Below are 25,045 nucleotides of genomic sequence, written 5' to 3' on the forward strand. Positions count from 1 at the left end.
TGCCGGATGGCGGCTGATGCCTTATCCGGCCTACGCGTTTATATCCTGTAGGCCTGATAAGTGAAACGCCATCAGGCATGACATCACGAAGCAGCAACCACTTCATAGGAGTGGGTAATGTTCACCGCCTTTTCCAGCATCAGCGCCACAGAGCAATATTTTTCCGCAGAGAGATCGACTGCGCGCGAAACGGACGCATCTTTCAGATCGTTACCCGTTACGATGAAATGCAGGTTGATGTGGGTAAACAGGCGCGGCGCTTCATCACGACGCTCTGAGGTCAGTTTCACTTCGCAGTTGGTCACATCCTGACGACCTTTTTGCAGGATCGAAACCACATCAATTGCGCTGCAACCACCCGCAGCCATTAATACCATTTCCATCGGGCTCGGCGCTTTATCACCGGAGTTACCGTCCATCAAAATTTGGTGACCAGAGGCGGACTCACCGAGGAAGGTTAACCCCTCAACCCACTTTACACGCGCTTGCATATTTCGTAACTCCAATGTTTCAATTTTCCTGACAGATTACGCGTACATAACAATTCTCGCAACGGAAGGCGACCTGCGTCATGCTGAAGCGAGACACCAGGAGACACACGGCGAAAGCTATGCTAAAACAGTCAGGATGCTACAGTAATACATTGACGTACTGCATGTATGCAGAGGACATCACATTACAGGCTGCAGTTAATTTTTGACAGCCCCTTTCCCAGGTAGCGGGAAGCATATTTTTGCAAACCCAGAGGCAGCGTCGTTTTCTGGCTCTGGAGACAGCTTATAACAGAGGATAACCGCGCATGGTGCTTGGCAAACCGCAAACAGACCCGACTCTCGAATGGTTCTTGTCTCATTGCCATATTCATAAGTACCCATCGAAGAGCACGCTGATTCACCAGGGTGAAAAAGCGGAAACGTTGTATTACATCGTTAAAGGCTCAGTGGCAGTGCTGATCAAAGATGAAGAAGGGAAAGAAATGATCCTTTCTTATCTGAATCAGGGCGATTTTATTGGTGAATTAGGCCTCTTCGAAGAAGGTCAGGAACGTAGCGCCTGGGTACGTGCCAAAACCGCATGTGAAGTCGCTGAAATTTCCTACAAAAAATTTCGCCAATTAATCCAGGTCAACCCGGATATTCTGATGCGCCTGTCTTCACAGATGGCTCGTCGCCTGCAGGTCACGTCTGAAAAAGTCGGCAACCTTGCCTTCCTCGACGTAACGGGTCGTATCGCGCAGACTCTGCTGAATCTGGCGAAACAGCCTGATGCGATGACCCACCCGGACGGCATGCAGATTAAAATCACCCGTCAGGAAATCGGCCAGATCGTTGGCTGCTCCCGTGAGACCGTTGGTCGTATTCTGAAGATGCTGGAAGATCAAAACCTGATCTCCGCACACGGTAAGACCATCGTCGTCTACGGCACCCGTTAACCCCATCGAAGTGGCGCGTTACTCAGTGATGCGCCACTTTTGTTTACACCGATGTGGCGAAGACTGATATACCACCCAGAGATCAACTACGCACTACGGCAGACGCTGGTGCTATGTTTACCTGTGGCTGTTGGTCTGATCATCGGTCAGCTTCATCTGGGACTCCTCTTCTCCCTGGTCCCTGCCTGCTGCAACATTGCCGGTCTTGATACCCCGCATAAGCGCTTTTTCAAACGTTTAGCTATTGGCGCGTCTTTGTTTGCCGGTTGCAGTCTGATCATGCAGTTGCTGCTGGCACAGGCCATACCGCTGCCGCTTATCCTCACCGGACTGACGCTGATTCTTGGCGTAACCGCCGAGCTCAGCCCTCTGCATGCCCGACTGTTACCGGCCTCACTTATCGCCGCGATTTTCACGCTAAGCCTGGTCGGGAACATGCCCGTCTGGGAACCGTTGCTGATCTATGCGCTGGGCACGTTATGGTACGGCCTGTTCAACTGGTTCTGGTTCTGGATGTGGCGCGAGCAGCCGCTCCGTGAATCGCTCAGCTTGTTGTACCGTGAATTAGCAGATTACTGTGAGGCCAAGTACAGCCTGCTGACCCAGCATGCCGATCCGGAAAAAGCGTTGCCTCCCCTACTGGTTCGCCAGCAGAAAGCGGTGGATCTGATTACCCAGTGCTACCAGCAAATGCATATGCTGTCGGCGCATCGCAACAACGATTACAAGCGCCTGCTGCGTGCCTTTCAGGAGGCACTGGACTTGCAGGAGCATATTTCCGTCAGCCTCCACCAGCCGGAAGAGGTGCAAAAGCTGGTCGAACGTAGCCACGCCGAACAGGTGATTCGCTGGAATGCGCGCACCGTCGCCGAACGCCTTCGGGTACTGGCCGATGATATTTTGTATCACCGCTTGCCGACCCGTTTCTCGATGGACAAGCAGATTGGCACGCTGGAGAAAATCGCCAACCAGCATCCGGACAATCCGGTGGGACAATTTTGCTACTGGCACTTCAGCCGTATTGCCCGCGTGCTACGCACCCAGCGACCGCTGTACGCCCGAGATTTAATGGCAGACAAGCAGCGTCGGTTGCCGCTGATCCCGGCCCTGAAAAACTATCTGTCGTTGAAATCGCCGGCGCTACGTAATGCCGGGCGCATCAGCGTCATGCTGAGTATCGCCAGCCTGATGGGCAGCGCTTTACACCTGCCAAAGCCTTACTGGATTTTGATGACGATCCTGTTCGTCACGCAAAATGGCTACGGAGCAACCCGGGTACGTATTTTACACCGTTCAGCAGGAACGCTCGTTGGACTGGTCATTGCCGGGGTCACCCTGCACTTCCATATTCAGGAAGGTTACACGCTGGCAGGCATGCTGCTGATTACCCTGGGTAGCTATCTGATCATGCGCAAAAACTACGGCTGGGCTACCGTCGGCTTTACGGTCACGGCGGTATACACCCTGCAACTGCTGACGCTGAACGGAGAACAGTTTATCGTGCCGCGGTTTGTCGATACGGTTATTGGCTGCTTAATCGCCTTTGGCGGTACACTCTGGCTGTGGCCGCAGTGGCAGAGCGGCCTGCTGCGTAAGAACGCCCATGATGCGTTAGAAGCCGATCAGGAAGCCATTCGCCTGATCCTCAGCAACGATCCGCAGGCCACGCCGCTGGCGTATCAACGCATGCGGGTCAATCAGGCGCATAACACGTTGTTCAACTCACTGAACCAGGCGATGCAGGAGCCAGGATTCAACTCGCACTACCTGGCGGACATGAAACTGTGGGTCACGCACAGCCAGTTCATCGTCGAGCACATCAACGCGATGACCACACTGGCAAGGGAACATACAATGCTGACGCCGGATTTAGCGCAGCGGTATCTGGAATCCTGTGAAATTGCGCTCCAGCGCTGTCAGCAGCGGCTGGAATATGACGGACCGGGAAGCTCAGGCGATGTGAATATTCTCGAAGCGCCAGAGATGCTGTCCCACGGTCCGTTAAGCACTCTTGAGCAGCATCTGCAACGGATACTGGGGCATCTGAACACCATGCACACCATTTCGTCGGTAGCATGGCGTCAGCGACCGCACCACGGAATCTGGCTGAGCCGCCGTCTGCGGGACATGAAAGGTTAAGATCGACTGCCGGATGCGCTGTGCTTATCCGGCAACAGGTAATCAGGCAACGACTTTCGCTACCGCTTGTGCGAAACGCTGCATCCCTTCATCGATATCCGCCTGCTCAACTACCAGCGACGGCGCGAAACGCATCACGTCCGGTCCGGCGTTGAGTACCATCACCCCTTCGTGCGCGGCGGCATACAGGAAATCGCGCGCCCGGCCTTTAAACTGCGGCTTCAGCTCGGCGCCAATCAGCAGCCCCATCCCGCGAATATCGCTAAAAATGTCGAACTGTTGATCAATTTTGTGCAAATGCTGGACAAACGTCTGACGTTTGGCCTGAATACCTTCCAACACTTCCGGCGTGTTGATGATATCAAACGCGGCCCCCGCAACTGCGCAGGCCAGCGGATTACCACCGTAAGTGGAACCGTGCGAACCCACATGAAATGCGGAGGCAATCTCTTGGGTGGTCAGCACCGCGCTCACCGGGAAGCCGCCGCCGAGGGCCTTCGCGCTGGTGAGGATATCCGGCGTCACGCCGTAGTGAATATAGGCAAACAGATCGCCGGTACGGCCCATCCCGCTCTGCACTTCATCCAATACCAATAGCGCCTGGTGTTGGTCGCAAAGTTCACGCAAACCTTGCAGGAATTCCGGCGTTGCCGCAGTGACGCCACCCTCCCCCTGAATAGGCTCAACCACCACTGCACAGGTGTGATCGTCCATCACCGCTTTGACCGCATGCAGATCGTTAAACGGTACATGGATGATATCTGCTGGTTTTGGTCCAAAGCCGTCAGAGTATTTCGGCTGCCCGCCGACGGACACGGTAAACAGCGAACGACCGTGAAACGCATTATGGAAGGCAATGATTTTGGTTTTGAACGGGCTATGGCGCACGCAGGCATAGTGGCGCGCCAGCTTAAAGGCGGTTTCGTTAGCTTCGGTACCCGAGTTCATGAACAGCACGCGCTCGGCGAAGGTCGCATCAATGATTTTACGGCCCAGGCGCAACGCCGGTTCGTTGGTGAAAACGTTGCTGGTATGCCACAGGGTTTCACCCTGGGTTTTTAACGCCTCCACCAGGGCCGGATGGCAATGCCCTAGTGCAGTAACTGCAATGCCGCCCGCGAAATCAACATACTCTTTGCCCTGTTGATCCCAGACTCGACTCCCTTTCCCTTTTACCGGGATAAACTCAGCCGGTGCATAAATCGGCAGAATCACTTCATCGAATGTCGCGCGCGTAATTGCAGTTTGTTCAGTTGCCATGTCATTGCCACCCTGTTAAGCAGAAATGTTAGTGAAATTATAATCACAAAATATGAATAAAAAATCACTGAATAGCAACCACAAATCACCGGTTGAGGAAATTAGCCAGCAGTTGATGCCCCTGTTCGCTGAGAATACTCTCCGGGTGAAACTGCACCCCTTCCATATCCCACTCGCGGTGACGAATGCCCATAATCTCCTGCGTTTCACTCCAGGCCGTCACCTCAAAGCAGTCAGGAAGCGTCGCGGGGGCAACCACCAGAGAATGGTAGCGCGTCACCGTTAATGGGTTGGCGAGCCCCTGAAAAACACCCTGCCCGTTATGCGTAATTGGCGAGGTTTTACCGTGCATCACTTGAGCTGCCCGAACCACTGTCGCGCCAAAGGCCTGCGCCATAGCCTGATGTCCCAGACAAACACCCAGCAGGGGTGTCTTGCCCGCGAAATGACGAATAACATCCAATGAGATCCCAGCGTCATCCGGCGTGCAGGGGCCTGGGGATATTACGATTTTTTGCGGGCTTAGCGCGTCGATTTGCGCCAGCGTCAGTTCGTCGTTGCGCCTGACAAGGACATCAGCGCCCAGTTCGCAGAAGTATTGGTACAGGTTCCAGGTAAAAGAATCATAGTTATCGATAAGCAGGATCATGGCGGCTCCGGTACATAAGAACCGCGCTATTCTACTCAGTTTCCGGGGCTTCGCTTACCACTTTACGAAATATCGCCCGAAGCGCAGACAGGTCACCCATCGCCCCACTCTGATTAGCCAGGTTCCACTCCTCAACCGGAATGTCATCCCAGCTCAATATATACCCAGCATGAATCGCTAACTGTTCGAAGAAAATTCGCTGCGCCAGACCGCTGCCAATACGAAACGGATGCAGCACGTTGATTTCGCAATAATAGTGCGCAAGACGATCCACAAACTTATCTTCCGGTAACCCCACCAACCAGGACTCGTCTTCCAGGTCCTGCATCAACACATTGCCCTCTTTCTCGATATAAGCGAAATGACAAAAGCGGGTCTCGCCCTGGTAAATATCCACTTCTCGCAGATGTCCCGCCCAGTCAAAAATATCCCGATACAGTTGGCGATGAATGGCGCACAGATGCGGCAAGCCCCGTTTAAGCGGGCCTAATTCGATAGTGGCCGCACGCAGCGCCGTCAGTTCATACGCCGCCTGCGCCAGGCGCTGTGCCTGATGAATCCCCAGACGGTTACGCATGACATTCAGGCCCGGATACAAATAGGGATCGCGTCCATCACCGAATTTATCGCTCATAGTGCCCCCTCAACTCTTCAAGACGCGCCAGGGCGTCTTCCGTGCTCAGAGTCACCCGTGGAATATCCACGCCTTCCAGCCGCCGACTGGCCTGGAAATTGGCATTTCGCCGTTGTTCCCAGAGTCTGGACTTTTGTTTATCGGTGAGTTTTTTCACGTGACCTCCCTGAATGAGCCGACACTTGCCACAAGTATAAGCGGCAATTTCAGGTTACGCAGAGAAGGGAAAGAACGCGGACAGGAACTGCCCGCGCAAAAGACGTTTATGGCAGGACTTTGGCAGACAGGATAACAATCGGTTTTGACGGGACATTCTGGTAAGGACCAACATCATGGGTCTGCACTTGAGAGATCTTATCCGCGACATCCATACCTTTCACAACTTTACCGAAGACCGCGTACCCAAAGTCGCGCTGGCCGTGATCGAGGAACGCATTGTCTGCAATGTTGATAAAGAACTGGCTGGTCGCGCTGTCTTTATCTGCTGTACGCGCCATGGCAATCGTGCCGCGGGTATTACGCAGTCCGTTATCGGCTTCATTCTTGATTGGCGGGTTAGGTTTCTTCTGCTGCATCTGCTCGGTAAAACCGCCGCCCTGCACCATGAAGCCAGGGATCACGCGGTGGAACGTGGTGTTGTTATAGAAACCGCTGTTGACATAATCGACAAAGTTTTGCACTGAAACCGGGGCTTTCTGACTGTTCAGCTCCAGCTCAATGTTACCGGCAGAGGTTGTCAGCAGGACATGCGGGTCACCTTTTGCTGCCAGTGCTGCGGGAGAGAGAGCAGAAAGAGCGAGAACAGCTGCAACAGCCGCCAGAGTCGATTTGAGCATGAGAATTCCTTAACAAGAGCAGAAATGAAGCAAGTGAATTGATTCTAAAGAGCCTTCAAGAACAAGGCCATCCCTTTACTTAATTTTACGTACTTGAAACAAATGTAACCTTATAGCCTCAAGATTCAATGCGATCTAGATCACATAAAAAAATGTAACGCAGCAAGTAATTACCAATAAACATTTAAATGCATCACTAAAGCGCCTAAAATCTGCCCGCTCACGGCGCAGTCAATGCGCCTAACACTTCTATACAGGCCAGTCATGACTAACAGCAATCGCATCAAGCTCACATGGATTAGCTTTCTCTCCTACGCCCTGACAGGCGCGTTGGTAATTGTCACCGGGATGGTGATGGGAAACATCGCAGATTACTTCCATTTGCCCGTTTCCAGTATGAGTAACACCTTCACCTTTCTGAATGCCGGCATTCTGATCTCTATTTTTCTGAATGCATGGCTGATGGAAATTGTGCCACTGAAAACCCAGTTGCGCTTTGGCTTTATCCTGATGGTTCTGGCGGTCGCCGGACTGATGCTCAGCCATAGCCTGGCCTTGTTCTCAGCCGCCATGTTTGTACTGGGTCTGGTGAGCGGTATCACCATGTCGATTGGTACGTTCCTGGTGACTCAGATGTACGAAGGTCGCCAGCGCGGTTCCCGCCTGCTGTTTACTGACTCCTTCTTCAGCATGGCCGGCATGATTTTCCCGATGGTGGCAGCATTCCTGTTAGCGCGCAGCATCGAATGGTATTGGGTTTATGCCTGCATCGGCCTGGTATACGTCGCCATTTTCCTGCTGACCTTCGGCTGCGAATTCCCGGCGCTGGGTAAACACGCACAGCAACCGGACGCGCCTGTGGTAAAAGAAAAATGGGGCATTGGCGTGCTGTTCCTGGCGATCGCCGCGCTGTGCTACATCCTCGGTCAGTTGGGCTTTATCTCCTGGGTGCCGGAATACGCCAAAAGTCTGGGCATGAGCCTGAACGACGCAGGTAAACTGGTCAGCGACTTCTGGATGTCTTACATGGTTGGCATGTGGGCATTTAGCTTTATCCTGCGTTTCTTCGATTTGCAGCGCATCCTGACCGTACTGGCGGGGGTGGCCACCGTCCTGATGTATCTGTTTATCACCGGTACGCCGGAGCATATGCCGTGGTTCATTCTGACGTTGGGCTTCTTCTCCAGCGCGATTTATACCACCATCATTACCCTCGGCTCCCAGCAGACGAAGGTCGCATCACCTAAACTGGTTAACTTCGTTCTGACCTGTGGCACCATCGGTACTATGCTCACCTTCGTGGTCACTGGCCCTATCGTGGCGCACAGCGGTCCGCTGGCGGCATTGCAGACGGCTAACGGCTTGTATGCGGTCGTATTCGTGATGTGCTTTATTCTTGGGTTCGTCACGCGTCATCGCCAGCATAACGCACCCGCAACGCATTAATCTGAGTGCCGGATGGCGATGCTAACGCATCTTATCCGGCCTACAAGACAAGCTGTTCGTAGGCCGGATAAGGCGCAGACGCCCTCCGGCCTATTCCCGCGCCCTCTTCTTTCTCTGGTGCTGTAGGCCAATTCTTACAAAAACCCCTTAATTTGTACGCTATTTATACAAACACGAAAAGCCTGTTAATTCCGTAACTTATAAAAATGCAGTTAAATCAGCCATATACCTCTTAAGGAGTATATAAAGGCGAATTTGATTTGCATCAATAAGCGGGGTTGCTGAATCGTTAAGGTAGGCAGTAATAGAAAAGAAATCGAGGCAAAAATGAGCAAAGTCAGACTCGCTATTATCGGTAATGGTATGGTCGGCCATCGCTTTATTGAGGATCTTCTTGATAAATCCGACGCTGCCAATTTTGATATTACCGTCTTCTGTGAAGAACCCCGCAAAGCGTACGACCGAGTCCACCTGTCGTCCTACTTCTCCCACCACACCGCCGAAGAACTTTCTCTGGTGCGTGAAGGATTCTACGAGAAGCATGGCGTTAAGGTGTTAGTGGGCGAGCGCGCAATCACCATCAACCGCCAGGAGAAGGTGATCCACTCCAGCGCGGGTCGTACGGTCTATTACGATAAGCTGATCATGGCGACAGGCTCTTATCCGTGGATCCCACCGATTAAAGGTTCGGAAACCCAAGACTGCTTCGTTTACCGCACCATCGAAGACCTCAACGCCATTGAGTCTTGCGCGCGCCGTAGCAAACGTGGTGCCGTCGTCGGCGGTGGCCTGCTGGGTCTGGAAGCCGCCGGTGCGCTGAAAAGCCTCGGCGTTGAAACCCACGTGATTGAATTTGCCCCGATGCTGATGGCCGAACAGCTGGATCACATGGGTGGCGAGCAGTTACGTCGCAAAATTGAAAGCATGGGCGTGCGTGTCCACACCAGCAAAAACACTAAAGAGATCGTCCAGGAAGGCACCGAAGCGCGCAAAACCATGCGTTTTGCCGACGGTAGCGAACTGGAAGTCGATTTCATCGTCTTTTCTACCGGTATTCGCCCACGCGACAAACTGGCCACCCAATGCGGCCTCGACGTTGCGCCGCGCGGTGGTATTGTGATTAACGATACTTGCCAGACTTCTGATCCGGACATCTATGCCATCGGCGAATGCGCCAGTTGGAACAACCGCGTGTATGGCCTGGTCGCTCCAGGCTACAAAATGGCGCAGGTTGCCGTTGACCATATTCTCGAAACCGAAAACGCCTTTGAAGGCGCGGATCTGAGCGCCAAGCTGAAGCTGCTTGGTGTTGACGTCGGCGGGATTGGCGACGCGCATGCGCGCACGCCGGGCGCCCGTAGCTACGTCTATCTCGACGAAAGCAAAGAAGTCTACAAACGCCTCATCGTTAGCGAAGATAACAAAACCCTGCTCGGGGCGGTTTTAGTCGGTGACACCAGCGATTACGGCAACCTGCTGCAGCTGGTGCTGAACGCCATCGAACTGCCGGAAAACCCAGACTCACTGATTCTGCCAGCTCACGCGGGCAGCGGTAAGCCGTCTATCGGTGTCGATAAACTGCCGGACAGCGCGCAGATTTGCTCCTGCTTCGACGTCACCAAAGGCATGCTGATCGCCGCTATTAACAAAGGCTGCCACACCGTTGCGGCGCTGAAAGCTGAAACCAAAGCTGGTACCGGCTGCGGCGGGTGTATCCCGTTGGTAACGCAGGTCCTGAACGCTGAACTGGCGAAACAGGGGATCGAAGTCAACAACAACCTGTGTGAACACTTCCCGTACTCGCGTCAGGAATTGTTCCATCTGATCCGTGTAGAAGGAATTAAAACCTTCGAAGAGCTGCTGGCAAAACACGGGAAAGGCTACGGCTGTGAAGTGTGTAAACCAACCGTAGGTTCCCTGTTGGCCTCCTGCTGGAATGAGTACATCCTCAAACCACAGCACACGCCGCTGCAGGACACTAACGACAACTTCCTGGCGAACATCCAGAAAGACGGTACTTACTCCGTGATCCCGCGCTCCGCGGGCGGAGAAATAACTCCTGAAGGCCTGGTGGCCGTGGGCCGTATCGCGCGTGAATTTAACCTGTATACCAAAATCACCGGTTCTCAGCGTATCGGCCTGTTCGGCGCGCAAAAAGATGACCTGCCGGAAATCTGGCGTCAGCTGATTGAAGCGGGCTTTGAAACCGGTCACGCATACGCCAAAGCGCTGCGGATGGCGAAAACCTGCGTAGGCAGCACCTGGTGCCGTTATGGCGTCGGCGATAGCGTCGGATTCGGCGTGGAGCTGGAAAACCGCTACAAGGGCATTCGTACCCCGCACAAAATGAAATTCGGCGTCTCCGGCTGTACCCGTGAATGTGCGGAAGCACAGGGCAAAGACGTGGGTATCATCGCCACTGAGAAAGGCTGGAACTTGTACGTTTGCGGTAACGGCGGGATGAAACCTCGTCATGCAGACCTGCTGGCAGCGGATATCGACCGCGAAACGCTGCTCAAATACCTTGATCGTTTCATGATGTTCTACATCCGTACCGCTGACAAACTGACCCGAACCGCACCATGGTTAGACAACCTGGAAGGCGGTATCGAATATCTGAAATCGGTCATCATCGACGACAAACTGGGGCTGAACCAGCACCTGGAAGAAGAGATGGCCCGTCTGCGTGAAGCGGTGGTCTGCGAGTGGACAGAGACGGTTAACACCCCATCCGCACAGGTTCGCTTCAAACACTTTATCAACAGCGATCAACGCGATCCGAATGTCCAGGTTGTGCCTGAACGTGAACAACATCGTCCGGCCACGCCCTATGAGCGTATCCCGGTGACTCTGGTGGAGGAAAACGCATGAGCCAGTGGAAAAACATCTGCAAAATCGATGACATTCTGCCTGCAACAGGCGTCTGCGCCCTGTTAGGTAGCGAGCAAGTTGCGATTTTCCGCCCGTATCACAGCGACCAGGTGTTTGCGATCAGCAACATCGACCCATTCTTTGAATCCAGCGTGCTTTCTCGTGGGCTGATTGCTGAGCATCAGGGCGAATTGTGGGTCGCCAGCCCGCTGAAAAAACAGCGCTTTCGCTTAAGCGACGGTCTGTGCATGGAAGACGAACAGTTCTCCGTGAAACATTACGAAGCGCGAGTGAAAGACGGCACGGTGCAACTGCGCGGTTAATAACTTTTTGGGAGGCGCAACGCCTCCCCTTTTTTGACGTATTTGTAGGTCTTTTATTTGTAGGCCTGATAAGCGTAGCGCCATCAGGCAATTGCACAAGCACATTGCCGGATGGCGGCATAAATGCCTTATCAGGCCTACGGTTACGATTTCTTTTTATTGTTTGTACTTCAAGGATAATCAACACATGTTCACAGACACTATTAATAAGTGTGCGGCTAACGCTGCGCGCATCGCACGACTGTCGGCTAATAACCCGCTCGGATTCTGGGTCAGTTCGGCAATGGCGGGGGCCTACGTCGGTCTCGGCATCATTCTTATTTTCACCCTCGGTAATCTGCTCGACCCGTCCGTTCGTCCTCTGGTAATGGGTGCAACCTTTGGTATTGCTTTAACGCTGGTCATTATTGCCGGTTCGGAACTGTTTACCGGTCACACCATGTTCCTGACGCTCGGCGTCAAAGCGGGCACCATCAGTCACGGTCAGATGTGGGCTATTCTGCCGCAAACCTGGCTGGGTAATCTGGTCGGATCCGTGTTTGTCGCTCTGCTTTACAGTTGGGGCGGCGGTAGCCTGCTGCCGGTCGATACCAGCATCGTCCATTCGGTGGCGTTGGCGAAAACTACCGCGCCAGCAACGGTGCTGTTCTTTAAAGGCGCACTGTGTAACTGGTTGGTTTGTCTGGCAATCTGGATGGCAATTCGTACCGAGGGCGCAGCAAAATTCCTCGCTATCTGGTGGTGTCTACTGGCGTTTATCGCTTCCGGCTACGAGCACTCGGTTGCCAACATGACGCTGTTTGCCCTCTCCTGGTTCGGCCACCACAGCGAAGCCTATACCCTGTCAGGAATTGGTCATAACCTGTTGTGGGTGACACTCGGTAATACTTTGTCCGGTGTCGTATTCATGGGATTGGGTTATTGGTATGCTACGCCAAAATCGGAGCGTCCTGCTCCGGCAAAAATCAACCAGCCAGAGGCTACTGCCAATAATTAAGGGGTAATGTCGTGGATCATTTGCCTATATTTTGTCAACTACGTGACCGCGACTGCTTGATCGTCGGCGGTGGTGATGTCGCAGAACGCAAAGCGCGGTTACTGCTGGAAGCGGGCGCCCGTATAACGGTTAATGCGCTGGCGTTTATTCCGCAGTTCACCGTATGGGCAGATGAAGGCATGCTGACGCTGGTTGAGGGACCGTTCGACGAGTCCCTGCTCGACACCTGCTGGCTGGCTATTGCCGCCACCGATGACGATGCCGTCAACCAAAGCGTCAGCACCGCCGCAGAATCACGTCGTATTTTCTGCAACGTGGTCGATGCGCCAAAAGCAGCCAGTTTTATCATGCCCTCCATTATCGACCGTTCGCCGCTGATGGTGGCGGTCTCCTCCGGCGGTACATCGCCAGTGCTTGCCCGTCTGCTACGTGAAAGACTTGAATCTGTGCTGCCTCAGCATCTGGGCCAGGTCGCGCAATATGCAGGCAAGTTACGCGCCCGAGTGAAAGAACAGTTTGCCAGCATGGGTGAACGTCGCCGCTTCTGGGAAAAATTGTTCGTGAATGACCGCCTGGCGCAATCGCTGGCGAACAGTGACCAGAAAGCAGTCGAGGAAACCACCGAGCAGTTGCTCAGCGAACCGTTGGACCATCGAGGCGAAGTAGTGCTGGTTGGCGCCGGTCCTGGCGATGCCGGGCTGCTGACGCTGAAAGGTCTACAGCAGATCCAGCAAGCGGATGTCGTGGTTTATGACCGTCTGGTATCCGACGACATCATGAACCTTGTACGCCGCGATGCCGACCGGGTGTTCGTCGGTAAACGCGCGGGCTACCACTGTGTACCGCAGGAAGAAATTAACCAGATCCTGCTGCGTGAAGCGCAACAGGGCAAACGCGTCGTGCGCCTGAAAGGTGGCGACCCGTTCATCTTTGGCCGTGGTGGCGAAGAGCTGGAAACCCTGTGCCATGCCGGTATTCCATTCTCCGTTGTGCCAGGTATTACCGCAGCATCCGGTTGTTCCGCCTATTCCGGCATTCCACTGACCCATCGAGATTACGCCCAGAGTGTACGTCTGGTCACCGGGCACCTGAAAACCGGCGGCGAGCTGGACTGGGAAAACCTGGCGGCAGAGAAACAGACGCTGGTGTTCTACATGGGCCTCAATCAGGCGGCGACTATCCAGGAAAAACTGATCGAATTCGGCATGCAACCCGATATGTCTGTCGCGCTGGTAGAAAACGGTACCTCCGTGAAGCAACGCGTTGTTAACGGGGTGCTTTCGCAACTCGGAGAACTGGCGCAGCAGGTTGAAAGCCCAGCGCTGATTATCGTCGGCCGCGTGGTTGGACTACGCGATAAGCTGAACTGGTTCTCGAACCATTAATTGAACGCTGAAAAATGCCCTGATATTGGACTGCCCCCATAAAGTCGGACAGTTCGTATTCAGGGCATTTATTTATCTTCCTATAGAAATAAATAACCGATATACGCTATATACTCGCCTCAGTAGCCCAACCGTTAATCATTAATTAAATGTATTTTTAAAACATTTAAATTCATTGAAAGCATATTTTATATAAAACTTGTTATGTCCTAATCCGGACTACTTTAAGTTTATTTTAGTTGATATCTTAACCGCCGAGAAATGGATTTCATCCATTTAAAAATAGATATCTTACAAGGATTTTAACATGCTGAAATTTGCAAAAATCACTATCGTTGCTGGTGTTCTGGCTACGCTGACCGCGTGTACTGGTCATGTTGATAACAAAAAAGATAACTGCACCTACGATTACTTCCTGCATCCGGCAATTTCTATTTCTAAAATTATTGGTGGCTGTGGCCCGGCTGCAGATCTGTAACAGAAGCGATTGCGCAGATACAAAAAAACCGGGAAACCCCCGGTTTTTATATTTATAGGTTAGATACTCATTCACACGCTACCGCACTTCTCGCCGAGCAGGTAGCGGGCCAGGGTTGTCAGTCCCTCCTCTCTCTTGATAAATATCCGACGCATTTTATATTCTCAGTAAATTGAATATTTATATCTTCATTAAATTGATTGATATAAGGAAATATGCAAACGGCGAGGCGCTTCATATTTTTTTGAGATTCGCCAGCGAACAGGCGAAAAAAAACCGGGTAGAACCCGGTTTCTTCAGCAACGCAGAGCGCATTACGGCTTGGCGACAAAACCAATCGCTTCGTAAACCGCTTTCAGCGTAACAGACGCGCGTGCGCTGGCTTTTTCAGCGCCATCTTTCATCACCTGCTGCAGGAAAGCTTCATCGTTACGGAAACGGTGATAACGCTCCTGAAGCTCGGTCAGCATGCCGGAAACGGCCTCTGCGACTTCACCTTTCAGATGACCATACATCTTGCCTTCAAAGTGTTGTTCCAGCTCCGGAATGCTCTGGCCGGTAACGGCAGAGAGGATATCCAGCAGGTTGGAAACACCCGCTTTATTCTGCACGTCGTAGCGTACAACAGGCGGCTCTTCGGAGTCGGTCATCGCACGTTTGATTTTCTTAACCACGGATTTCGGATCTTCCAGCAGGCCGATCACGTTGTTGCGGTTGTCATCCGACTTGGACATTTTCTTCGTCGGCTCCAGCAGCGACATCACGCGCGCACCGGATTTAGGAATGAACGGCTCAGGCACTTTGAAGATGTCGCCATACAGGGCGTTGAAGCGCTGGGCGATATCGCGGCTTAGTTCCAGATGCTGTTTCTGATCTTCGCCAACCGGTACCTGGTTGGTCTGATACAGCAGGATGTCTGCCGCCATCAGCACCGGATAATCAAACAGACCGGCGTTGATGTTCTCCGCATAGCGTGCGGATTTGTCTTTGAACTGGGTCATACGGCTCAGCTCGCCGAAATAGGTGTAGCAGTTCAGCGCCCAACCTAACTGTGCGTGTTCCGGTACATGAGACTGGACGAAAATGGTGCTTTTTTCAGGATCGATACCGCATGCCAGATACAGCGCCAGCGTATCGAGCGTTGCTTTACGCAACTGCTGAGCATCCTGACGAACGGTGATGGCATGTTGGTCAACGATGCAGTAGATGCAATAGTAGTCATCCTGCATGCTCACCCACTGACGCAGCGCACCCATATAGTTGCCAATGGTCAATTCACCTGAGGGCTGTGCGCCACTAAAAACGATGGGCTTAGTCATTTTTTGATTCCTGATTTTCGCTATGCGGAAGCCCGAGAACGGGCAGTAGTTCATTAATACGGTCGTAAATAACGTCGGGTTGGCTCAGCGCGATCGACTCGCCGTAGTTGTAGCCATAAGTCAGACCAACGGACGGACAGCCAGCAGCTTTTGCCGCCTGAATATCATTACGTGAATCCCCTACGAAGAGCAATTGCTCAGGCTTGATGCCAAGCTTGCTTGCTACCAGCAGTAGCGGATCCGGATGCGGTTTTTTATTCTGCACGTCGTCACCACCGATGACCACGCTAAAGTATTTGGCGATATCTAACGCCTCAAGCAATGGCGCGACAAACGGGGTCGGTTTGTTGGTCACCAGACCCAGCGGCAATCCTTTCGCATGCATCGCGCCCAGCGTGTCGGCAACATCAGGGAACAGGAATGTCCCCTCTTCTGCGACATCGCCGTAGTATCTGTCGAACAGCTTACGCAAAATACGCACCTGTTCTTCGGCTGGGATATCATCATCAACGGGCGGTTTACCCATTGTCTTACGTAGTGTGGCGCGCTCCTGACGCGACCACGCCAGCGCGCGCTCCATCAGTACATCTGCACCGTTGCCAATCCAGGTGATAACGCGTTCTTCACCGGCAATCGGCAGTTCCAGCGCATACAGCGCCATATCCACCGCTGCGGTTAATCCCGGCGCGCTGTCGACCAGCGTACCGTCGAGGTCAAATGCAACGCCCCGAATATCCTGAAACTTATCCATGACTTACCTTCGCCAGTTCATTGCGCATTTCATCAATGACTTTTTTGTAGTCTGGTTGGTCGAAAATAGCAGAGCCTGCGACAAACATATCTGCCCCCGCCGCCGCGATTTCACCAATGTTGTTCACCTTGACGCCGCCGTCCACTTCAAGGCGGATATCGTAGCCAGATTCATCAATACGACGACGCACTTCGCGCAGCTTATCCAGCGTTTGTGGGATGAAGGATTGCCCGCCAAAGCCTGGGTTAACGGACATCAGCAGGATCACATCGAGCTTATCCATGACGTAGTCCAGATAGCTCAGCGGTGTTGCCGGGTTAAACACCAGGCCCGCTTTACAGCCATGCTCTTTGATCAGCTGTAAAGTGCGATCGACATGCTCGGAGGCTTCCGGGTGAAAAGTAATGATGCTCGCGCCGGCGGCGGCGAAGTCCGGGACAATACGATCGACCGGTTTCACCATCAGATGAACGTCAATCGGAGCGGTAATGCCATATTTACGCAGCGATTTCAGTACCATCGGGCCGATGGTCAGGTTCGGTACGTAGTGATTGTCCATGACATCGAAGTGTACGACATCGGCACCGGCAGTCAGCGCTCTCGCGGTGTCCTCACCCAGGCGGGCAAAATCAGCCGACAGAATTGAGGGGGCGATCAAATACTGTTTCATCCGCTTCTCCTTGAGAATTATTTCTTCGCAGGCGTTACAACTCCTGGTTTATACAGTGCCAGCAGTTCGTTCACCTTTTTACGCGTGCCGCCATTGCTGCTAATGCTGCGCCGCACTTTGACCTGAAAATGTTTCGCCGATCGGTACCATTCGCGGGTATCGGGCGTGTCATGGTTCGAAATTAACACCGGGATCTGCTTACTGACCAGCTTTTCTGCCATCTCGGCCAGATGCGCCTGCTCTTTTGGGCTAAAGCTGTTGGTATGATACGCGGTGAAATTTGCCGTCGCCGAAAGCGGTGCATAAGGCGGGTCACAATAGACCACAGAGTTGCTATCCGCACGGTCCATGCACTCTTCATAGGAGAGACAATGGAACTCCGCATTCTGCGCTTTTTCAGCAAAATGGTACAACTCGGCTTCCGGGAAGTAAGGTTTTTTATAACGACCAAACGGTACATTAAACTCGCCGCGCAGGTTATAACGGCACAATCCGTTGTAACCAAAGCGGTTCAGATACAAGAACAGTACTGCACGGCGGAACGGATCCTGACTGGCATTAAATTCTTCTCTGAACCGATAGTACACCTCAGCCTGATTAGTTTCAGGCATAAACAGCTCACGCGAAGCCTGCACATACTCATCGGTACGTGTCTTCACGATGTTATAGAGACTGATGAGGTCGCTGTTGATATCGGCAAGAATATAACGAGAAAAGTCGGTGTTGAGAAACACCGACCCGGCACCCACGAAAGGTTCAATCAGGCATTCACCCTGAGGTAAATGCCGTTTGATATCATCAAGCAGGGGGTATTTTCCCCCTGCCCATTTCAAAAAAGCGCGATTTTTTTTCATGCTGACTAACTAATTACACCTTCTCCGGCTGTGGAGAAAGCTCCGACAGCATCCTGCGCTTTAGTCTTTGTCCCGCAATTGGGCGAAACAGCAAACCATTGCAGAACATATCCTATCTTACTTCAAATCGGCCTGAACCTGGTGCAGCGGTTTTGCCCACGGATTTTTCGCCTGAATATCGGCGGGTAGCGTAGACACTGCACGTTTCGCATCTTCTTTAGACGCATACACGCCTGTTACCAGAACATACCACGGTTGACCGTTACGCGTCGTCTGATACACCACGTAGTTCTTTAGGTTTTCTTTCTTCGCCCAACCGTTAAGGTTGTCGTAGTTAGAAGAACTGCTGAGTTGCAGCGTGTAATGGCTGGACGGCGCAGATTTTAACGCTCCGACATTTCCTGCACTTTTCGCTCCACCAGCAACAGGTGTTGACGTTGTTGCCGTCGCAGTTGGCGCAGGCGTTGTAGTCGCGGTTGCTTTCGGCTCAACGGTCGCCTTCGGCGTAGCGGTAACCACAGGTGCCTTGGTTGTGGTCGTCGGCGCAGTTGCAGTTGGTTTTGCCTGAGCAACAGGTTTCGGCTCTGTCTGCGTCGCTTTCACCGTAGTTTGCGGTTTGCTCTTCGGCTCAATAACGGCCTGTTTACGTTCCTGGTGTGTCGCAGCAGGGCGTTCAGCCGTTTCCGTTTTCGCAGTCTGGCGCACAGCATTACTATTACGAACTGGCGCAACGGTCGCAGGTTCGGTCGGCAGCGTAGAGTTAACCACTACATTGTTAACCTGCTCCTGGCCTTGCGGTTGCGTCAGAGCGTTGTTCAGATCGCCCTGCACTTCAACACGCTGCTGGCCTTCAGTTGCCGCAGGTGTCTGACCTTGAGTTGGGGTAGAGGAAATCGGCGGTAGGGAAACATCCTGCTGGGTACTGCCAGCGGTCTGCTCAGCGCCTGTTGCAGGCGTAGTCGTGCTCGCCTGATCCGTCGCGTTGTTGCCAGAAAGATCGATGCTCTTCTCGCCAGATCCTGCCTGCTCACTGGGAGATGATGAGGGGGCTTTCAGCGCAGAACCGATACCGATGATCAGCAGCAACAGCACCAGGACACCGACACCCATCATCATATACTGACGAGAGGCAGGCTTGCTGGCGGGTTTCTTACGCTTGCGCGGACGGCGTTCTACACGCTCTTCATCCACGTCATCGTCATCAGATTCATACTCTTCTTCAATGTCCCGTTCTTCTTCACGCTCTTTACGTGCGCGCGCAGGACGGCGATCGTCAGCATCCAGATCAACATCATCAAAATTGATTTGCGGCTCATTATCGCGTTCAGACGATTGACGAGAACGACCAGTACGACGATCGCTGGGATCGGGTTTCAGCTCGTCTTCTGGTTTGAATTCATCCATTTAACACCCCACTCAAAGGTTAATGCTTACGACTTTGCACATAACCTGAAGCTAAAAGACCTACGTTTCGCAACGCAAGCCAGACCTTTCTTGTTGTTACGCCGGCTGGCAATCAGCAATAGCGTTAAGAACCACCTCGTGCGACACTCCGCCGCGCACTTCACTCTTCCCTATAGCCCGCGGAAGCACTAAACGAATCTCTCCCGCTAACACTTTTTTATCTCGCAGCATGTGCGGCAGATAAGCCTCGCTGGACATTTCACGCGGTCCATTGACCGGCAAGCCCGCTCGCTGCAGCAGCGTAATGATGCGCTGCGTATCAGCGGAGGTAAACTGTCCAAGACGTTCTGACGTACGAGCAGCCATTACCATACCTGCTGCAACGGCTTCACCATGTAACCAATTGCCATAACCCATTTCAGCTTCGATCGCATGGCCAAACGTGTGTCCCAGATTCAGTAAAGCACGTAAGCCCATTTCACGCTCGTCCGCTGCGACAACTTCTGCTTTCAGCTCACAACAACGACGAATACAGTACGCCATCGCCGGACCATCCAGACGCAATAACGCATCCAGATTTTCTTCCAGCCAACTGAAAAATTCACCGTCAAGGATGATGCCGTATTTGATCACTTCCGCCAGCCCCGATGCCAGCTCACGCGCAGGAAGCGTTTTCAGACAATCGAGATCCACCACCACGGACGCCGGTTGGTAAAACGCGCCAATCATGTTTTTACCGAGGGGATGGTTTACGGCGGTTTTGCCGCCAACGGAGGAGTCGACCTGCGACAACAGGGTTGTCGGGACTTGAATAAAACGAACACCACGCTGATAGCTGGCTGCCGCAAAACCGGTCAGATCGCCTATCACGCCGCCGCCAAGTGCGACTAACGTGGTATCACGACCGTGCGGTTTTTGCAGTAACGCAGTGAAAACCGTATCCAGAACCGTCAGGCTTTTATACTGCTCGCCATCGGGAAGGATAACGCTATCAACGTTAACACCCGCCTGTTCAAGTACGCCGCGAACCTTATCGAGATAAAGGGGAGCCAGGGTTTCGTTGGTTACCAACATAACCTGATCGCCCAATTTCAGCGGTAAGAATGAAGCTGGCTCATTAAACAAACCAGCCGCGATGGTGATAGGGTAACTACGTTCCCCGAGAGTGACTGTGATCCTCTCCATTACGCGACATCCACCTTAGTTACTTGTACCCGCAGACGAGTGTGTATTCAGCCAGAATTAGTTGCTTTCCAACATATGAATAATCTGGTTTGCTACGACTTTTGCGCTCTGATCGTCGGTGCGAATGGTCACGTCAGCAATCTCTTCGTACAGAGGATTGCGTTCGTCAGCCAACGCTTCCAGAACTTCACGAGGCGGCGATTCTACCTGCAGCAGCGGGCGTTTCTTGTCACGTTGAGTTCGCGCAAGTTGTTTTTCAATTGTCGTTTCAAGATAGACCACGACGCCACGCGCGGAAAGACGGTTACGTGTTTCACGTGATTTAACAGAGCCACCGCCAGTTGCCAGCACAATACCCTGTTTTTCCGTCAACTCGTTGATGACTTTTTCTTCGCGATCACGGAAGCCGTCTTCACCTTCTACATCGAAGACCCAGCCCACATCAGCTCCGGTTCGTTTCTCAATCTCTTGATCAGAATCGTAAAATTCCATATTGAGTTGTTGAGCTAACTGGCGCCCAATAGTGCTTTTTCCGGCACCCATAGGCCCAACCAGAAAGATATTGCGTTTCTCTGCCATTTTTTCGGTACTACTAAGACTATTCGTTAATGGTAAACCCGCTTCGCAGACACTCAGCGCAGCAGGACATGAACTGAAACCTCATAAGATATTGCGAGAGTCAGACTGAAAATTATCTCAATACTCAAGCGGGTTTGGCAACTGAATAAATCACCAAACCTTACGCATTTCTGGTCGTGGCAGGCATGCTACCCTGCAAACATCAGACCTGGCGACGTATCGCGCAGCCAAATGACACCAAATAAGCCTATGACACACCACCAGAAAGGCAAAGCGTATTTACTGCCGCATAAGTAAAGAAAAGTACCGACACTCAAATCGGTACTCCTTGTATGCTAAATACACCCGCACGTCAAATCTCTGAAACGTGTTCAGTGCAAAAACAACGGCTTTTCATGCATAAGTTATTGCGTTGAAACCAGTCTGGGCGTAATAAAAACCACTAATTCACGCCGTTCATCTTCTTTACCATCATGACGAAAGAGAGAGCCAAGCCAGGGGATGTCGCCTAACAGCGGCACGCTGTCGGCTGCGGATTTATTCTTATGTGAAAAAATCCCGCCCAGCGCAATCGTCTCGCCGCTTTTTACCTCGACCTGCGTTTCAATCTCCTGCTTATCAATAGCCAGAACTTCGCCATCCGCCTGCTGTAGCACCTGCCCGGGAACATTCTGGCTGATATGCAGTTTTAGTCTGATTCGTCCTTTCTGCAATACGGTGGGCGTGACTTCCATCCCTAATACAGCTTCCTTGAACTCGACGGATGTCGCGCCGCTTTCACCGCTGGAGACCTGATAAGGGATCTCACTACCCTGCTTAATACTGGCAGGTTGCAGGTGAGAAGCCAGTAAGCGTGGACTGGCGATGATGTCCAACTGCTGTTTTTGCTCCAGCGCAGACAGCTCCAGCTCGAGTAAACGACCGTTAATACGGCCAATGTTAAATCCCACACGGGATGTGGCTGTGGATACAGAAAGATCGCTGGCAAGCGTTGTGACGTTCCCCACAGCCCCCGATTGCTGTGCGTCAGCCAGCGACCACTTCACCCCCAGCTCACGCAAGCTTTTTTCATTAATCGTCACGATATGCGCCGCCAGTTCGACTTGTGCAACCGGCAGATCCATTTGCGCCACCCACGTTTCCAGTGCGTTAAGCGCAACGCTATTATCACGCAGCAGTAAGCGGTTGGTGCGTTTATCCACCGTCATGCTTCCTTTGGCGCTGAGCAGCTTTTCTCCGGCTTTTGCCAGCTCGGAGGCATCAGCATATTGCAAAATGATACTGCGATGTTCCAACGGCAGGCTGGCCTGAAGCCGTGCCTGCTCATTGTCCTGACGAGCCGCATTTTCACTCTGCCATTGAACAGAATGCACATGCAGAATGTTGCCTTCCTGGCGTAATACCAGCCCGGCGCTTTTCACCACCGTTTGCAATGCCCGCTTCCAGGGCACATCCGTCAAATGCAGTGACAGCACACCGCTGACATCCGGTGAAACTACCAGGTTTTTCTTTTCCTGTTCGGCCAGCGCCTGCAATACCTGCACCACCGGCACATCATCGACCACCAGCGTCACGTTTTGTGATTTCGCCGCCAGTACGCTCTGAATCCCGACCACCAGTACGAGTACTATCCATGCCATCCATCGCTTCATTTATCGCTCCTTGTCGTTGCCACTGCCACTGCGACGGCTCGCAGTTTTTCCCTGTGTCGAGGGTTACGCTCTGGGCCGTTATCTGCGTAACCGTCCAACCGTTTTTCAGGACATCATTTCGCTCAACCCGCTGCCATTTTTTCTGGCTATCCTGAACAATGCCAATAGGTCGCGCGCCCTGGCTCAATATTCCCTGATAGCGCCATGTCGACAGCTCAGCAATTTGGCAACGGTCCTCCGGCGGCAGGAAGGGATTACGCATACCGGTGAGTATCAGTACGCTTACGCACGCCAACAGCCAGCGTTCAACCATCATTCAGACGCTCCAGTTGTAGTGTTAACAGCAGCTCCGCACCTTCTGCGTAAAGAGAAAACCGGCTGACGTTCATCCCTTGCTCCGCTAATTGGCCAAACATCGGCGGGATGACATCCCAGCCTGGCTTCAGCGTCATTTCTCCGCCCTGTGCGGAGGGTTGCCAGTGGATAAGATGTGCAAGAGGAGTCTGAAACAGCAGTGGGGAGAACGGAATCAGCGTCTCTTCAGGCTCTTCTGGCGATGCCGCCAGCAGATATAAATTTCGCCATTGTGCCTGAGTGGCCGCTCGTTGCTGGTTTAGCGCCTCTTGTTGCATAACCCGTTTCTGCGCGGTGGAGCTGAGGTATAACATGACGACGATGAGCAGTCCCAGCATCCAGCCACAGCCGCAGATGAGCCGAAAGCGCGGCGACTGCGCTAACCAGCTATCACAAAGCATTTTCATGCGCACCGCTCCGCATCAGTCGATAGTGGAATTGCCAGCGTCCCTGCACATCCTGCTGCGTTTTGCCAGGGCTACCCAATTTAAATAGCGGCAGTTGGCGTAATTGCGCTTCCAGAGCCTTCAGCGCGGCAAAGCTCAGCGTGTTTCCCGTCAGTTCCAGCGTATCCTGCTGCCAGGTTATTTTTGTTAACCACGCCTGCTCTGGCAGTAATTCCGCCAGCCCTTGCAAAACCCGCTGCCAGCTTCGGGTCTGCTCCCGCTGTTTGTTCCGCGCTTGAACCTGTTGCCATCGTTGCTGGCGCTGCTGCACACGCGGCTTTAGCGCCATTAAAGCCACGGCCCGCGTCTTTTCGGCATCCGCTAACAACAATTCGACCTGGTTTTCTACGCTCAAAACGCTGTAATAGCGCAACAACACGCCAATACTAAGCAGTAGCGAAGCGCCAAATAAAACACTCCAGAAGCGTAGGCAGGCGCGACGTCGCGTCTGGCGCCAGGGCAGAAGATTGATGGTCGCTATCATCAACATGTGCCTCCCATAGCGAGTCCCAGTGCAATGGTGAAGCGATGGCTTTGCGTTGGAATTGGCGGCTGGCGTACAGACACCACGCTTAAAGGATCGAAGCCGCTGGGATCGCATAGCGCAATGGCTGTCGTGGAAAGCGATAATGTCGCGGCAAGCTCGTCGATACAGCCAATATCGCCCGTTGATTTACGCCCCCATGCCGAACGGGTCGCCCATAGCCACTGGGTGTCATCACGCCATACCAGACACTGATGACGTTCTGGCAGGTAAGGTATAAATCGCTGTAACGCGCTGGCATCCGGCGTAATCGCCATAACCTGAACCTTCAACGTTTGGATAAGCGTCAGAAGCGCTGAAATCTCTTTGCTTTGCGCTGCAGTGACGTTAAACGCCGGGCTTAACGTGTCTTCGCTATAATCAAAATGCAGCGCATCCGGCGCCATATCCAGCTCACGCGCCATCGAACCGGATAACCATGCGGCTTGCTCCGGCTCGCGCAGCATCATTTCCGGACGAGGATACTTTTTTTGTAACGTCCTGTTGGCAGGAAAAGAGAGATGAATATGGTGTCGGCGAGGAAGCTCCCGGCTCCACGGCAGTAGCGCTGCGACAAGCTGTTCAGGCTCGCGAATGTGGCCATCGACGATAACCTGAGGCGTCAGCGGTATACGCCACCAGCGCTGGAGAAACCAACCGGATGCGTCCTGAACTACGGCGACAGCCAGCGCTTCATGTTGCTGAATATGCAGACCAATTTTCCAGATATTGAAAGCCATTGCTGATGATCTCCTTATCACCCGTTGCTTTAACGAGTATATCAATGCGTCTGGCTTGCCTTTATACTACCGCGCGTTTGTTTATAAACTGCCCAAATGCCACTAAATGGGAAATCTC

General features: G+C 52.9%; 26 protein-coding genes and 1 pseudogene. 8 read left to right on the forward strand and 19 right to left on the reverse strand.

What is annotated here, in order from left to right:
- Positions 1–83: 83 nt before the first annotated feature.
- Positions 84–491, reverse strand: a complete 408-nt coding sequence (locus ABIE10_RS17835) for an OsmC family protein (RefSeq protein ID WP_016154773.1) — start codon at positions 489–491, stop codon at positions 84–86.
- Positions 492–799: 308 nt separating this feature from the next.
- Here ABIE10_RS17835 and crp point away from each other — a divergent pair, with 308 nt between their 5' ends.
- Together crp and ABIE10_RS17845 are read left to right on the forward strand one after the other, a co-directional pair.
- A complete protein-coding gene (gene crp, locus ABIE10_RS17840) occupies positions 800–1,432 on the forward strand; it encodes a cAMP-activated global transcriptional regulator CRP (RefSeq protein ID WP_000242758.1) in 633 nt (210 codons plus the stop codon).
- Between the two features lie 51 nt (positions 1,433–1,483).
- Positions 1,484–3,571, forward strand: coding sequence for a YccS/YhfK family putative transporter (locus ABIE10_RS17845; protein ID WP_016154774.1), 2,088 nt, complete (start codon positions 1,484–1,486; stop codon positions 3,569–3,571).
- Positions 3,572–3,613: 42 nt separating this feature from the next.
- Here the strand turns inward: ABIE10_RS17845 and argD are convergent, their stop codons facing one another.
- The 5 genes from argD to ppiA form a co-directional block, all read right to left on the reverse strand.
- Entirely contained in the window at positions 3,614–4,831 is a 1,218-nt protein-coding gene (gene argD, locus ABIE10_RS17850; RefSeq protein ID WP_429156468.1) for a bifunctional acetylornithine/succinyldiaminopimelate transaminase, read from the reverse strand.
- 85 nt (positions 4,832–4,916) lie between these two features.
- The gene (pabA, locus tag ABIE10_RS17855; RefSeq protein WP_047501474.1) at positions 4,917–5,480 is read right to left on the reverse strand and encodes an aminodeoxychorismate synthase component 2; all 564 of its coding nucleotides are present in this window, start codon (positions 5,478–5,480) and stop codon (positions 4,917–4,919) included.
- A 31-nt stretch (positions 5,481–5,511) separates the two neighbouring features.
- Positions 5,512–6,114: a putative adenosine monophosphate-protein transferase Fic gene (locus ABIE10_RS17860; protein WP_047501472.1), complete on the reverse strand. Its 603-nt coding sequence runs from the start codon at positions 6,112–6,114 to the stop codon at positions 5,512–5,514.
- Positions 6,104–6,271, reverse strand: coding sequence for a YhfG family protein (locus ABIE10_RS17865; protein WP_016157626.1), 168 nt, complete (start codon positions 6,269–6,271; stop codon positions 6,104–6,106). The genes ABIE10_RS17860 and ABIE10_RS17865 overlap by 11 nt, the downstream gene beginning before the upstream one ends.
- Positions 6,272–6,377: 106 nt before the next feature.
- Positions 6,378–6,950: a peptidylprolyl isomerase A gene (ppiA, locus tag ABIE10_RS17870; RefSeq protein ID WP_003023595.1), complete on the reverse strand. Its 573-nt coding sequence runs from the start codon at positions 6,948–6,950 to the stop codon at positions 6,378–6,380.
- Between the two features lie 264 nt (positions 6,951–7,214).
- Between ppiA and tsgA the strand changes: the two genes are divergently transcribed.
- From tsgA to ABIE10_RS17900, 6 genes are all read left to right on the forward strand, one after another.
- Positions 7,215–8,396, forward strand: a complete 1,182-nt coding sequence (gene tsgA / locus ABIE10_RS17875) for an MFS transporter TsgA (RefSeq protein ID WP_016154778.1) — start codon at positions 7,215–7,217, stop codon at positions 8,394–8,396.
- Between the two features lie 327 nt (positions 8,397–8,723).
- On the forward strand, positions 8,724–11,267 hold the full coding sequence (nirB, locus tag ABIE10_RS17880) for an NADPH-nitrite reductase large subunit (protein ID WP_016154779.1): 2,544 nt from the start codon (positions 8,724–8,726) through the stop codon (positions 11,265–11,267).
- Positions 11,264–11,590 (forward strand): nitrite reductase small subunit NirD, encoded by a 327-nt coding sequence (gene nirD, locus ABIE10_RS17885; protein ID WP_016154780.1) that lies wholly within the window; start codon positions 11,264–11,266, stop codon positions 11,588–11,590. The genes nirB and nirD overlap by 4 nt, the downstream gene beginning before the upstream one ends.
- Before the next feature lie 187 nt (positions 11,591–11,777).
- Complete coding sequence (gene nirC / locus ABIE10_RS17890) at positions 11,778–12,587, forward strand: nitrite transporter NirC (protein WP_047501468.1); 810 nt, start codon at positions 11,778–11,780, stop codon at positions 12,585–12,587.
- 11 nt (positions 12,588–12,598) lie between these two features.
- Positions 12,599–13,972, forward strand: a complete 1,374-nt coding sequence (gene cysG / locus ABIE10_RS17895; RefSeq protein ID WP_016157628.1) for a siroheme synthase CysG — start codon at positions 12,599–12,601, stop codon at positions 13,970–13,972.
- Positions 13,973–14,279: 307 nt separating this feature from the next.
- On the forward strand, positions 14,280–14,450 hold the full coding sequence (locus tag ABIE10_RS17900; protein WP_016154783.1) for a YhfL family protein: 171 nt from the start codon (positions 14,280–14,282) through the stop codon (positions 14,448–14,450).
- A gap of 77 nt (positions 14,451–14,527) precedes the next feature.
- Here ABIE10_RS17900 and ABIE10_RS17905 read toward each other — a convergent pair.
- From ABIE10_RS17905 to ABIE10_RS17965, 13 genes and pseudogenes are all read right to left on the reverse strand, one after another.
- Positions 14,528–14,605, reverse strand: a pseudogene (locus ABIE10_RS17905) (hypothetical protein); the annotation flags it as partial.
- Positions 14,606–14,764: 159 nt separating this feature from the next.
- A complete protein-coding gene (gene trpS / locus ABIE10_RS17910) occupies positions 14,765–15,769 on the reverse strand; it encodes a tryptophan--tRNA ligase (RefSeq protein WP_429156473.1) in 1,005 nt (334 codons plus the stop codon).
- Entirely contained in the window at positions 15,762–16,520 is a 759-nt protein-coding gene (gene gph, locus ABIE10_RS17915; RefSeq protein ID WP_016154785.1) for a phosphoglycolate phosphatase, read from the reverse strand. Before gph ends, trpS begins: the two co-directional genes overlap by 8 nt.
- Entirely contained in the window at positions 16,513–17,190 is a 678-nt protein-coding gene (gene rpe / locus ABIE10_RS17920) for a ribulose-phosphate 3-epimerase (RefSeq protein ID WP_003023561.1), read from the reverse strand. Before rpe ends, gph begins: the two co-directional genes overlap by 8 nt.
- A gap of 17 nt (positions 17,191–17,207) precedes the next feature.
- Positions 17,208–18,044: an adenine-specific DNA-methyltransferase gene (gene dam, locus ABIE10_RS17925; RefSeq protein WP_016154786.1), complete on the reverse strand. Its 837-nt coding sequence runs from the start codon at positions 18,042–18,044 to the stop codon at positions 17,208–17,210.
- A gap of 117 nt (positions 18,045–18,161) precedes the next feature.
- Positions 18,162–19,448 (reverse strand): cell division protein DamX, encoded by a 1,287-nt coding sequence (damX, locus tag ABIE10_RS17930; RefSeq protein ID WP_235117021.1) that lies wholly within the window; start codon positions 19,446–19,448, stop codon positions 18,162–18,164.
- Between the two features lie 96 nt (positions 19,449–19,544).
- Positions 19,545–20,633: a 3-dehydroquinate synthase gene (aroB, locus tag ABIE10_RS17935; RefSeq protein ID WP_235117020.1), complete on the reverse strand. Its 1,089-nt coding sequence runs from the start codon at positions 20,631–20,633 to the stop codon at positions 19,545–19,547.
- Between the two features lie 57 nt (positions 20,634–20,690).
- Positions 20,691–21,212, reverse strand: a complete 522-nt coding sequence (gene aroK / locus ABIE10_RS17940) for a shikimate kinase AroK (RefSeq protein WP_003023552.1) — start codon at positions 21,210–21,212, stop codon at positions 20,691–20,693.
- Between the two features lie 404 nt (positions 21,213–21,616).
- Positions 21,617–22,864 (reverse strand): DNA uptake porin HofQ, encoded by a 1,248-nt coding sequence (gene hofQ, locus ABIE10_RS17945; protein WP_103766936.1) that lies wholly within the window; start codon positions 22,862–22,864, stop codon positions 21,617–21,619.
- A complete protein-coding gene (locus ABIE10_RS17950) occupies positions 22,767–23,180 on the reverse strand; it encodes a HofP DNA utilization family protein (protein WP_049283087.1) in 414 nt (137 codons plus the stop codon). The genes hofQ and ABIE10_RS17950 overlap by 98 nt, the downstream gene beginning before the upstream one ends.
- Positions 23,170–23,625 carry a hypothetical protein gene (locus ABIE10_RS17955; RefSeq protein ID WP_049283088.1) on the reverse strand — a complete coding sequence of 152 codons (456 nt, stop codon included), beginning with the start codon at positions 23,623–23,625 and terminating at the stop codon, positions 23,170–23,172. Before ABIE10_RS17955 ends, ABIE10_RS17950 begins: the two co-directional genes overlap by 11 nt.
- Positions 23,609–24,148 carry a PilN domain-containing protein gene (locus ABIE10_RS17960; protein WP_429156789.1) on the reverse strand — a complete coding sequence of 180 codons (540 nt, stop codon included), beginning with the start codon at positions 24,146–24,148 and terminating at the stop codon, positions 23,609–23,611. The genes ABIE10_RS17955 and ABIE10_RS17960 overlap by 17 nt, the downstream gene beginning before the upstream one ends.
- Positions 24,148–24,927 carry a DNA utilization protein HofM gene (locus tag ABIE10_RS17965; protein WP_235117019.1) on the reverse strand — a complete coding sequence of 260 codons (780 nt, stop codon included), beginning with the start codon at positions 24,925–24,927 and terminating at the stop codon, positions 24,148–24,150. Before ABIE10_RS17965 ends, ABIE10_RS17960 begins: the two co-directional genes overlap by 1 nt.
- Positions 24,928–25,045 lie beyond the last annotated feature (118 nt).

The organism is Citrobacter sp. 506, assembly GCF_050434985.1.
Lineage (GTDB): Bacteria > Pseudomonadota > Gammaproteobacteria > Enterobacterales > Enterobacteriaceae > Citrobacter > Citrobacter braakii.

Excerpts from the sequence above, each read along its gene's own strand:
- nirC (WP_047501468.1), top strand. The coding sequence starts at position 11,778 with ATGTTCACAGACACTATTAATAAGTGTGCGGCTAACGCTGCGCGCATC.
- ABIE10_RS17845 (WP_016154774.1), top strand. The coding sequence starts at position 1,484 with ATGTGGCGAAGACTGATATACCACCCAGAGATCAACTACGCACTACGG.
- rpe (WP_003023561.1), bottom strand. The coding sequence starts at position 17,190 with ATGAAACAGTATTTGATCGCCCCCTCAATTCTGTCGGCTGATTTTGCC.
- ABIE10_RS17950 (WP_049283087.1), bottom strand. The coding sequence starts at position 23,180 with ATGATGGTTGAACGCTGGCTGTTGGCGTGCGTAAGCGTACTGATACTC.
- ABIE10_RS17955 (WP_049283088.1), bottom strand. The coding sequence starts at position 23,625 with ATGAAAATGCTTTGTGATAGCTGGTTAGCGCAGTCGCCGCGCTTTCGG.
- ppiA (WP_003023595.1), bottom strand. The coding sequence starts at position 6,950 with ATGCTCAAATCGACTCTGGCGGCTGTTGCAGCTGTTCTCGCTCTTTCT.
- hofQ (WP_103766936.1), bottom strand. The coding sequence starts at position 22,864 with ATGAAGCGATGGATGGCATGGATAGTACTCGTACTGGTGGTCGGGATT.
- aroB (WP_235117020.1), bottom strand. The coding sequence starts at position 20,633 with ATGGAGAGGATCACAGTCACTCTCGGGGAACGTAGTTACCCTATCACC.
- aroK (WP_003023552.1), bottom strand. The coding sequence starts at position 21,212 with ATGGCAGAGAAACGCAATATCTTTCTGGTTGGGCCTATGGGTGCCGGA.
- crp (WP_000242758.1), top strand. The coding sequence starts at position 800 with ATGGTGCTTGGCAAACCGCAAACAGACCCGACTCTCGAATGGTTCTTG.
- ABIE10_RS17960 (WP_429156789.1), bottom strand. The coding sequence starts at position 24,148 with ATGATAGCGACCATCAATCTTCTGCCCTGGCGCCAGACGCGACGTCGC.
- dam (WP_016154786.1), bottom strand. The coding sequence starts at position 18,044 with ATGAAAAAAAATCGCGCTTTTTTGAAATGGGCAGGGGGAAAATACCCC.
- ABIE10_RS17900 (WP_016154783.1), top strand. The coding sequence starts at position 14,280 with ATGCTGAAATTTGCAAAAATCACTATCGTTGCTGGTGTTCTGGCTACG.
- trpS (WP_429156473.1), bottom strand. The coding sequence starts at position 15,769 with ATGACTAAGCCCATCGTTTTTAGTGGCGCACAGCCCTCAGGTGAATTG.
- tsgA (WP_016154778.1), top strand. The coding sequence starts at position 7,215 with ATGACTAACAGCAATCGCATCAAGCTCACATGGATTAGCTTTCTCTCC.
- nirD (WP_016154780.1), top strand. The coding sequence starts at position 11,264 with ATGAGCCAGTGGAAAAACATCTGCAAAATCGATGACATTCTGCCTGCA.
- ABIE10_RS17860 (WP_047501472.1), bottom strand. The coding sequence starts at position 6,114 with ATGAGCGATAAATTCGGTGATGGACGCGATCCCTATTTGTATCCGGGC.
- argD (WP_429156468.1), bottom strand. The coding sequence starts at position 4,831 with ATGGCAACTGAACAAACTGCAATTACGCGCGCGACATTCGATGAAGTG.
- pabA (WP_047501474.1), bottom strand. The coding sequence starts at position 5,480 with ATGATCCTGCTTATCGATAACTATGATTCTTTTACCTGGAACCTGTAC.
- ABIE10_RS17965 (WP_235117019.1), bottom strand. The coding sequence starts at position 24,927 with ATGGCTTTCAATATCTGGAAAATTGGTCTGCATATTCAGCAACATGAA.
- gph (WP_016154785.1), bottom strand. The coding sequence starts at position 16,520 with ATGGATAAGTTTCAGGATATTCGGGGCGTTGCATTTGACCTCGACGGT.
- nirB (WP_016154779.1), top strand. The coding sequence starts at position 8,724 with ATGAGCAAAGTCAGACTCGCTATTATCGGTAATGGTATGGTCGGCCAT.
- damX (WP_235117021.1), bottom strand. The coding sequence starts at position 19,448 with ATGGATGAATTCAAACCAGAAGACGAGCTGAAACCCGATCCCAGCGAT.
- ABIE10_RS17835 (WP_016154773.1), bottom strand. The coding sequence starts at position 491 with ATGCAAGCGCGTGTAAAGTGGGTTGAGGGGTTAACCTTCCTCGGTGAG.